We start from the raw sequence: 9,008 nt of genomic DNA on the forward strand, positions 1-9,008 counted from the left end.
CGCTGGCGCTGCCCGCCCGACAGCTGCGGCGGCTTGCGGTCCAGCAGGTGCTCGAGCTGCAGCATGCACGCGACCGTGCGTACGGATGCCTCGACCTCCTGCTTCGGCACGCGTGCGAGGCGCAGGCCGAAGGCGATGTTCTCGAACACGGTCATGTGCGCGTACAGCGCATAGCCCTGGAACACCATCGCCAGGCCGCGCCGGGCCGGCGGCGTCCCGTTGACGCGCGCGCCGTCGATGCGGATCTCGCCGCCGCTGGCCTCTTCCAGGCCCGCGATCATGCGCAGGACGGTCGATTTGCCGCAGCCCGAAGGACCGACCAGCACGACGAACTCGCCGTCCGCGATCGAGAACGAGATGTTCTCGAGGACGCGGTTGGCGTGCTTGCCGGCGTAGGTCTTGCCCACGCCGGTCAACGTGATGGATGCCATGCCGAGGCCCCCGCATCCAGCCCGCCCATGCGCCATACTTTCAGCCTGACGACACGGTCGCCCGGCGCCGCGATCAAACCGAGCCCGGTCGCGTCAAGCCGCGACGGATACATGCGGCTCGTGATGCTCTTGCGTTCGTTGACATAGGCTTCGACCATCGACCGGTCCACGAATACGCGCAGGCGCACGTGCTCGCCGCGCAGGTCGAACGCGCCGCCCTGCACGCCGCGCGAGCGGGCGTCCGCATCCCGCGTCGTGTGCGTGCGGTCGATCTCGAAACGCTCGCGCGCGGTATCCACGACGAGGTCCGTGTGCTCGGCATCGTCGGGCGTCTTGCGGACGACGAGCCCGCGCCGCGCGAGGCCGTCCGCCGCCGGTTCAAGTTCCATGTCCAGTTCCACTTCCAGCGCGTCGCCCTTGATCGTTGCCAGCCGGGCCGCCGCAGCGGCGGGCGTGACGTCGGCCAGGTCCAGCAACACCTCCTGGCGCAGGCTCCGGAGTTCGTCGATGGGCGCCAGGCGCAGGTCGTCGTCCGGGCCGATCGCGAGCGTCAAGGGCAGGCCCGCGTTGTGGGCCCAGCCGCTCGCCCATTCGTCGCGCAGGCTGCGTTCGCCCTGGGCAATCGAGAAGACGATGGTGCGACCCGTCTTTGGATCGATAAAACCGCTGGGACCGGAAAAATGGTGATCGCCCAGGTCGAACACGCGCGGGGCCTCGCGGTCCGGCACGAAGCGCGCGGCGGCGGGGTCGAACACGCCGATCCAGTAGTACGCCTGCGCCCCCACGTCCGTGAGGAACACGTGACGGGGGCGGCCGTCCGTCCCCATCCCGATCGGCAGCAGCACGGGCAGCTCGAACGTCTTGTCGAAGCCGGGATAGCGTTTCGCATCGAGCGTGAACAGCGGCCCCCGATAACGCCAGTGGACGAGGTCGGACGATTCGTGGACGAGCGCCGTGCCGCTGCCGCCCGCGATGCGCGAGCCCACAAGCTGGAACCAGCGGTCGCCGGCATCGTCGCGGAACACGAACGGGTCGCGGAAATCGCCCGTGTGCCCGGGGCCCGGCTGCTGCTCGGTCACCGGCACCGGATACTTCGTCCACCGCACCAGGTCCGCGTCCGCAGGCCGCGCGAGACCGGTGCGCTCGTGGATGGGCGCCTTGTCGTTTCCCGCCGTGAAGAACAGCACCGGCGTGCCGTCGCGCGCATGCGTGGCGCTGCCGGACCAGATGCCGTCCGGCGCGAGCGTGTCGTCTTCCGGCGCCAGCGCGATGGGCAGTTCGCGCCAGTGGACCATGTCCGGGCTGACCCAGTGGCCCCAATGGATCTGGTGCCAGAACGGGCCGAACGGGTTCTTCTGGAAGAACAGGTGGTAGCGGCCGTCCTGGTAGAACGGCGCATGGGGTTCGTTCATCCAGCCGGAATCCGGCATTGCGTGGTACTGCGGGCGATGGCGGTCGCCGGCGAACGTGACGGGAGCGATGGTCACGTCGGCCTGCGCCAGCGCGGGCGCGCTGCCGCCGTGGGCCGCCAGGTCGGCGTGCACCTTGCGGGCGATATCCTCCCCCGTCGCGGCGCCCGCCGTGATGCGGACCTCGTCCATCAGGCCGAGGAAGGTATTCAGCTGGAACACGCCTTCCACGGTGCGCGGCTGCGAATAGCGGCCGATCGTCAGCGCCCGCGCGGGCAACGCGAAGCTGCCTTCCGCCGGCACCGTGCCGGCCGCCACCTGTTCGCCGTCGAGGAATAGCCGGACCACGCGGCCGCGCGGATCGTAGCTGGCCGCCACGTGCGACCACGCGTCCTTCGGCAGCTTGCGGTCGCTCACGCGCAGGTCGAATTCCGCGCTGCCGAATCCCAGCTTGATGCCCCAGGTGCCGAAGCGATACATCCCGAACGCGAAACCGGTCTTGCTGCCCTCGTCGAACTGGCTGAGGAACGCCGAGTACTGGCCGCCGTCGCCCCATTCGAACGCATGCGGCGCCACCCACGCACTGATCGTCCAGCCGGCGCCCAGCTGCGCCGCCGCGAGGCCGGGTGCCGTGATGTCCGTGGAGTAGCCGTCGAACAGCAGGCAGCCGCCCTTGACGCACGCCGCAGCCGGGCGCCACAGCGGATCGGAATCCGGCTTGAAGCGGGCATGGTTGAAGACGTAGTCGACGGGGTCGTGGCGGCCCGAGACGGCTTCCATCGTCCTGCTGCCGCGCTGCTCGTCGAGCGGCCAGGCGGCGATGTCGGTCGCCGCTCCGGCACGGGCCGGCGCGAGCAGCGCCAGCAGCATTGCAGCCACCCCGCGCCGCCACGGCCGGCTTGTCTGGTCAAAGGGAATCACGGTGTCTCCTCAATGATGGTTGTCCATCGTTGTCATTCCGGTGCCAAAATGTCGTCCAGCCGGTAGCGGCCATGCTCGAAGCGCAGCGGGATCGGGTCGCTGATCTGGCCGACGAACCGGCCGTCCGGCCCCGCATCGAGAAAGGCCATCAGGCAGTCCTCGCCCGTCACCGGGTCGCGCAGGATCTTGCCCGCGTAGCGCCGGCACGGTACGTCGCCATCCAGGAAGCCTTCGGCCGGTTGCCACGGGCCGAGCGGATTCCCGGCCACGAGGTAGTGCGTGCCCGAGACGCCGCCGCCCTGCTGCGCGCGCTGCGCCTCGGCCCAGTGGTCGCGCACGTTGCAGAAGGTGCAGAACCACTGTCCGTCGCGCGCGAACACCTGCGGCACTTCCAGCTGGCCGTAGTGGCCGCCCTCGTACACGGGCGCCGTCGCTTCCCAGTGCACGAGGTCGGGCGAGACGGCATGGCCGATGACGCCGCGCTCGAACATGGGGCCGTCGTTGCGGCGCGCCGTGAAGAACATGTGGTACATGCCGTCGATCCGGTCCGGCAGCACCCAGGGGTCGCGCAGCGCGCGGTCGTGCCAGCGGCCCTCCGCATGTTCTTCGTAAAAGCGTTCGTCGAGATCCAGCGCGAGGCCGTCGCCGACGCGGGTCCACGGGCCGTCGATGCTGCTCGAGGTCGCGTGGCCGATGCGCTGGCGCAGCCCGTTCTCGGCGCGGCACGTGCCCGTGTAGAACAGGTGGTAGCGGCCTTCCGCATGGATCACGGAACCGGTCCACGTCGTGAAGTCGTCCCATGCGGGTCCGGCGGACGGCCCGAACACGGTGCCGCGGTAATCCCAGTGCCGCAGGTCACGCGACACGGCGTGGCCGATGGAGACGTTCCAGTGGCGCAGGTCCGGATCGCCGATCGCGCGGTCGGCCTGCAGCATGAACAGGTGCTGGGCGTCGCCTTCCGCGTAGTGCCAGAAATCCCAGATGTATTTGTCGTCGAGTTTGAGTGTCATGATGATTGAATCGATTCAGCCCTTGATGCCGGAACCCGCCACCGAGGCGACGAACTGGCGCTGGAACGCGAGGAATACGGCGAGCACGGGCAGCGTGACCACGGACGCGTAGGCCATGATCTGGCCCCAGGAATTGGAACGCCCGAAGAATTGCTGGATGCCCGGCTGCACGGGGCGCGCCGCTTCGCCCTGCACGACCATGATCGGCCACAGGTACTGGTTCCACGCCGCGATGAAGAGCACGATCGCGGCCGTCGCGATCACCGGGCGGCTGTTGGGCAGGATGATGCGGAAGAACAGGGTCCACGGCCCGGCGCCGTCCATCCTGGCCGCTTCGTCCAGCTCGCGCGGGATGTCGCGGAAAAACTGGTAGAACAGGAAGACGCAGAAGGCGTTGGCGAGGAACGGGATGATCTGCACGTGCAGGCTGTTGAACCAGCCGATGTGCCACGTCAGCGCGCCCTGTTCGATGCCGGGCCAGGGCAGGCGCGCGACCAGCGACAGCAGGGGAATGGCGATGACTTCGAACGGGACGATCATCAGCGCGACCACGACGGCCAGCACCGCGCGGCGGCCGCGCCAGCGCATGCGGCTCAGGGAAAACGCGAGCATGCTGTTGACCAGGACGCCGCCGACGACGACGCACGCCGCGATGATCGTGGAATTCAGCAGGAACAGCGGGAGGTTGCTGCGCTCGAAGATCGCCGCGTAGTTGGCCAGCGACCATCCCGCATCGGGGACGAAGGCGGACCAGCTGGCGAGGTTGGCGAAGATGGCGTCGTCGCGCTTGAACGACGACGCGAACATGAACAGCAGCGGGGCCGCGAACACGACGCCGAGCACGCCCATGACGGCGACCAGGAAGGCGGTGCGGAGGAACGGCTTCATGCGTTCTCTCCCCGCGCGAGGAGGACGCGCTGCAGCACGGCGACCAGCAGCACGATGCCGAAGAAGACCATGGCGATGGTCGAGCCGTACCCGATGTCCTGCTGGCGGAACCCGGAGCGCACGGCGTGGTACACGACGGTCGTCGTCGAATCGAGCGGTCCGCCCTGCGTCATCACGTCGACCTGGGTGAACAGGCCGAACGCCAGCAGCAGGGTCGACACGACGACGAACACGATCGTGTTGCGCAGCCCCGGCAAGGTAACGTGCACGAAGCGCTGCCACGCATTCGCGCCCATCAGGGTCGCGGCCTCGTACAGCTCCGGCGCGATCGACTGCAGGCCGGCGAGGAACACGAGCATCTGGAATCCCGCGCCCTGCCAGGCCGACATGATGGCGATGGCGGGCAGCGCATAGCGGGGCTCGCCCAGCCAGTCCGGCCCGACGTTCGGATCGCCCGTCACGGCGCGCAGCAGTTCGTTGATCATGCCGCGGTCGGTGTTCAGCATGAACGACCAGACGATGGACGCGACCACCATCGACGTCACGACGGGCGCGAAATACACGGTGCGGAAGAAGACGCGCCCGGCGATGCGCTGGTTCACCAGCAGCGCCAGCCCCAGCGCCGCGCCGCATTGCAGCGGCAGCACCAGCAGCGCGAACAGGAAGGTGTTGATGAGGGAGCGGTAGAACAGCGGGTCCGTCGCGGCCAGCACGAACCGGCGCTCGCCCAGCTGGACCTGCCACGCCGGCCGGTATTGCGCCAGCTGCGGCTGCGCGCGGCGCGTCTGGCGCCACGTGGGGAAGCGGATGCCCTCCTCGTCGCGCAACGCCGCGCCTGCCGCGTCGCGCAGCGGCCCCACCTCGACCACCTGCAGCGCCAGCAGGCGCCGGTAGTTCTCCAGGCCGACGTAGCGGGTCGGCGCCGGCGACACCAGCCGGTGATCGGTGAACGTGGCGCCGGCCGCGATCAGCAGCGGCAACAGCATGAAGAAGCCGAGCAGCAGCAGCGCCGGACCGGCGAAGCCGGCGATCGCCAGCGGATGGTCGCGGCCGGGCAGTGTCTTCATTGGCGCGCCACCGCTTCGTGCCGGATGAATCCGTAGCCGCCGTTGCGGGCGATGTCGTGTTCGATCGTCTCGACCGCCTCGTCCATCGCCTCGGCCGCATCCTTCCCGGCACGGACATCCGCCATGGCTTTCTCGAACGCAGCCGAGATCGCGGGATAGCCCGGCGTCGCGGGCCGCGGCCGCGCATAGCGAGCGGCGAAGTCGAAATAGATGCGCCAGGCGCCGCCCGGGCGGTAGTGCGCCGTGAGCGCCGCGGCATCCGCCGTGACCGGGACCAGCCCGGTCATGCGCGAGAACTCGGCCATCTCCCGTGCGGACAGCACGTGCTCGAGAAACGCCGCGGCACCCGCCGGATAAGGACAGCTGCTCGACACCGCCCACTGCCAGGACGCCGCGCCGATCCGGGGGCCATGGCCGAAATCGGGCGGCGGCATCACGACGAGATCGTCGCCGAAGCGTTCGCTGTAGTCGCGCGCCTTCCACGACCCGGTGTACTGGAGCAGCGAGCGCCCCTGTTCGAAGCTCTTGTCGTCGGCGGGATTGCGTTCGGCGAGACGGTCCCTGAACAGGCGGCCGTAGTAGCGGGCGACACCCACGGCGGGGTCGCCGTTGAGCACACCCTCGACGCGCAGGTAGTCGCCGCGGTCGATCAGGTCCGCCCCGGCGCTCTCGAGCCAGGGCGAGAAGGCATAACTGAACCACTCGCCTGTCGCCTTGCCGTTCAGGTCGAGCGGATAGCGGTAATGGCCGGCGCGCTTGGCCTTCAGGAGGATGTCGTGGAGTTCGCGCGCCGAGTAGGGCCGTTCGATGGTCGCCACGCGGATGCCCTCGGCGGCGAGCCGCGACCGGCGCGCGAACAGCGCCAGCACGACGTCGAACTGGCCCACGCTGTAGAGGCGTCCCTGGTACGTGCCGCGCCCGCCCGGCAGCAACGGTTGCACCGCCGATGCCGGCAGCAGCCGGTCGAGCGGACGGATGGTGCCGGCCCACGCGAAGTTCGGCACGGCCGGCTGGTCGATCGCCATGACGCACGGCAGGTGCCCGACGAGGGACGCCGCCGTGATCGATTCCGTGTACGTGCCTTGCGGGATCGTCTCGACGACGACTTTCCACTTGTCCTGGGCGCGGTTGAACCGGTCGACCATGTTCCGGCTCGCGACCATTTCGGCGTCGCCGGTATCGTGGCGCCACACAGTAATGTCGATGGGCGCCGCCAGGGCGGGCGACGCCACCATGGCGAGTACCGGAAGCAGCGCCCGTTTCATCATTGTCCCGCCTTGCCGCCCGACGGCGCCGCCACGGTACCGCGCAGCACGGCGCGGCATGGCACGCGGACGATGCCCGGCTCCAGGTCCTTGGCGAGCGCCCGGCGCGCGGCGAGCGCACCGATCTCGCGATACGGCAGGGTGACGGTCGTCAGGCCGGGATCGGACGCCTCCGACAGAAGCCGGAAGTCGTCGAAGCCGACGACGGACACGTCTTCCGGCACCCGGAGGCCGCGCCGCTGCAGCAGGAAGATCACGCGGATCGCCATCTTGTCGTTCCCGCACAGGATGGCCGTGGGACGTTCGGCGCCCGCGAACAGGCCGTCGATCGTCGTCCGCAACTGCGCGAACTCGTCCTCGACACCGGGCGTGGCGCCGTGCAGCAGCCAGGCGTCGTTCGGCCGTACGCCGTGGTCCTGCATGGCGCGGCGAAAACCCTGCAGGCGCAGGCGCGTCGCCACCATGCCCTCGATCAGCTGCAGGAACGCGATCTTGCGGTGGCCCGCGCGCAGCACGGTCTCGGCCGCCGCATAGCCGCCGCCCTCGTCGTCCGGGATGACCTCCGCGAACCGGGATGCCGCTTCAAAGCAGTTCGCGAGCACGGCCGGCGTCTGGCCCAGCGTGTCGGTGACCGTCACGGGACGGTGGAACGTGGTGGCGAAGATGATCGCCTCCACACGGCGGGTGCGCATGTCGGCCACCAGGCGGCTGGCGACGTGCGCCTGTCCGCCCGTCTCGCCGATGATGAGCATCTTGCCCAGGTCTTCGCAGACGGACTGGATGCCCTTGATGATCTCGGACGAATCGGGGGTCGTGGTGAGCTGGTCCGCGATGACGGCCACGAGATCGGTCGGACGCCCGCGCAGCATGCGCGCGGCGGCGGACGGCGCGAAGTCGAGCGCCTGCATGGCGTGCTCGATCCGCTGGCGGGTCTTTTCCGACACGCTGCTCGCATCGTTCAGCACGCGCGACACGGTCTTGATCGATACGCCGGCTTTTTCGGCGACATCGTGAATGGTCGACACCTCGTCTCCTCCGCCCCTTCGGGTCTTCGAACTGGTCAACGTCGGCGTCGCGGTGGTCTTTCACCGCAAATTGTCCAACGTTGTCATTTGACCGAATGCTATCGGCTTTTCGGGCCGGGGTCAACAACTTCAGGTGGGGGAGCGGTGTGGAAGAAGAGTGAAAGGCGAGGACGTGAGTCGAACACGTCTGAACGGCTTTGCAAGCCGTCGCATAACCGCTTTGCTACCTCGCCGTAAACAATCATAGGCGGGCATCCATGACGGGTATCTGTGCCATATCAAGCAAACGCACCGCCATGGTGCGGCACTTACTCGCCGGATTCCGGTCAAACGTGCTTCCAGCCCTGCTTCGGAGGCATCGCATCATGAACATCCTGTCCGCCATCCCGCCAAGCGAACAGCGGCGCGAGGCCAGCACGTGGCAGGGCGGCGCGCGGCCGCGCTATCCCGAGGCCAGCGTCGAACACGCGCACGTCGACCTCGCGCTGAACGCCGCGCTGGGGCGCCTGACCGGCTACGTGTCGCCGGCGGCGCTGGCCGGCGCGTGGCACGACTGGGCCACCCACCTGCTGCTCTCGCCCGCCAAGCAGCTGGAGCTGGGCGTGCAGGCCGCGAGCAACATGCAGCGCTGGCTGCAGTACAGTGCCAGCGCCATGTTCGGCACGCCGGCCGAGCCCGTACAGCCGCTGGCCCAGGACAAGCGCTTCAGCGATCCGCTCTGGCATGCGTGGCCGTGGAACCAGCTGAGCCAGGGCTTCCTGCTCACGCAGCAATGGTGGCACCGGGCCACGGCCGGCGTGCGGGGCGTGTCGTCGCACCACGGCGACGTGGTCACGTTCGTCGCGCGCCAACTGCTCGACGGTATCGCGCCGTCGAACTTCATCGCCACCAATCCCGTCGCGCAGCAGGTCACGCTCGCCAGCGGCGGGCAGAACCTCGTGCACGGCATGGCCCGCGCGGGCACGGACATGCGCCGCGCGCTGGCCATGCCG

8 protein-coding genes and 1 tRNA gene are annotated in these 9,008 nt (G+C 69.0%); 1 reads left to right on the plus strand and 8 read right to left on the minus strand.

Annotation, left to right across the window (positions count from 1 at the left end; translation table 11 throughout):
- The 8 genes from ACEN88_RS18245 to ACEN88_RS18280 form a co-directional block, all read right to left on the minus strand.
- Positions 1 to 431, minus strand: a 431-nt coding sequence (locus tag ACEN88_RS18245) for an ABC transporter ATP-binding protein (protein WP_413341789.1), incomplete at its 3' end; no start/stop codon positions are given.
- Complete coding sequence (locus ACEN88_RS18250) at positions 413 to 2,761, minus strand: GH32 C-terminal domain-containing protein (protein ID WP_413341790.1); 2,349 nt, start codon at positions 2,759 to 2,761, stop codon at positions 413 to 415. The genes ACEN88_RS18250 and ACEN88_RS18245, both read right to left, overlap by 19 nt.
- A gap of 32 nt (positions 2,762 to 2,793) precedes the next feature.
- Positions 2,794 to 3,771, minus strand: coding sequence for a family 43 glycosylhydrolase (locus tag ACEN88_RS18255; protein WP_413341792.1), 978 nt, complete (start codon positions 3,769 to 3,771; stop codon positions 2,794 to 2,796).
- A gap of 15 nt (positions 3,772 to 3,786) precedes the next feature.
- Positions 3,787 to 4,659, minus strand: a complete 873-nt coding sequence (locus tag ACEN88_RS18260) for a carbohydrate ABC transporter permease (protein ID WP_413341794.1) — start codon at positions 4,657 to 4,659, stop codon at positions 3,787 to 3,789.
- Positions 4,656 to 5,726 carry a carbohydrate ABC transporter permease gene (locus tag ACEN88_RS18265; RefSeq protein ID WP_413341796.1) on the minus strand — a complete coding sequence of 357 codons (1,071 nt, stop codon included), beginning with the start codon at positions 5,724 to 5,726 and terminating at the stop codon, positions 4,656 to 4,658. The genes ACEN88_RS18260 and ACEN88_RS18265 overlap by 4 nt, the downstream gene beginning before the upstream one ends.
- Positions 5,723 to 6,991, minus strand: a complete 1,269-nt coding sequence (locus tag ACEN88_RS18270; protein WP_413341798.1) for an extracellular solute-binding protein — start codon at positions 6,989 to 6,991, stop codon at positions 5,723 to 5,725. Before ACEN88_RS18270 ends, ACEN88_RS18265 begins: the two co-directional genes overlap by 4 nt.
- Complete coding sequence (locus ACEN88_RS18275; RefSeq protein ID WP_413341800.1) at positions 6,991 to 8,016, minus strand: LacI family DNA-binding transcriptional regulator; 1,026 nt, start codon at positions 8,014 to 8,016, stop codon at positions 6,991 to 6,993. Before ACEN88_RS18275 ends, ACEN88_RS18270 begins: the two co-directional genes overlap by 1 nt.
- Before the next feature lie 162 nt (positions 8,017 to 8,178).
- Positions 8,179 to 8,249: transfer RNA gene (locus ACEN88_RS18280), tRNA-Cys, on the minus strand.
- A 132-nt stretch (positions 8,250 to 8,381) separates the two neighbouring features.
- Between ACEN88_RS18280 and ACEN88_RS18285 the strand changes: the two genes are divergently transcribed.
- The coding region (locus tag ACEN88_RS18285) for a poly-beta-hydroxybutyrate polymerase N-terminal domain-containing protein (protein WP_413341802.1) at positions 8,382 to 9,008 on the plus strand (627 nt) is incomplete at its 3' end.

The sequence above is a fragment of the Massilia sp. CT11-108 genome (assembly GCF_047302915.1).
In the GTDB taxonomy this organism is placed as follows: domain Bacteria; phylum Pseudomonadota; class Gammaproteobacteria; order Burkholderiales; family Burkholderiaceae_D; genus Telluria; species Telluria orientalis.

Excerpts from the sequence above, each read along its gene's own strand:
- ACEN88_RS18265 (WP_413341796.1), bottom strand. The coding sequence starts at position 5,726 with ATGAAGACACTGCCCGGCCGCGACCATCCGCTGGCGATCGCCGGCTTC.
- ACEN88_RS18260 (WP_413341794.1), bottom strand. The coding sequence starts at position 4,659 with ATGAAGCCGTTCCTCCGCACCGCCTTCCTGGTCGCCGTCATGGGCGTG.
- ACEN88_RS18270 (WP_413341798.1), bottom strand. The coding sequence starts at position 6,991 with ATGAAACGGGCGCTGCTTCCGGTACTCGCCATGGTGGCGTCGCCCGCC.
- ACEN88_RS18255 (WP_413341792.1), bottom strand. The coding sequence starts at position 3,771 with ATGACACTCAAACTCGACGACAAATACATCTGGGATTTCTGGCACTAC.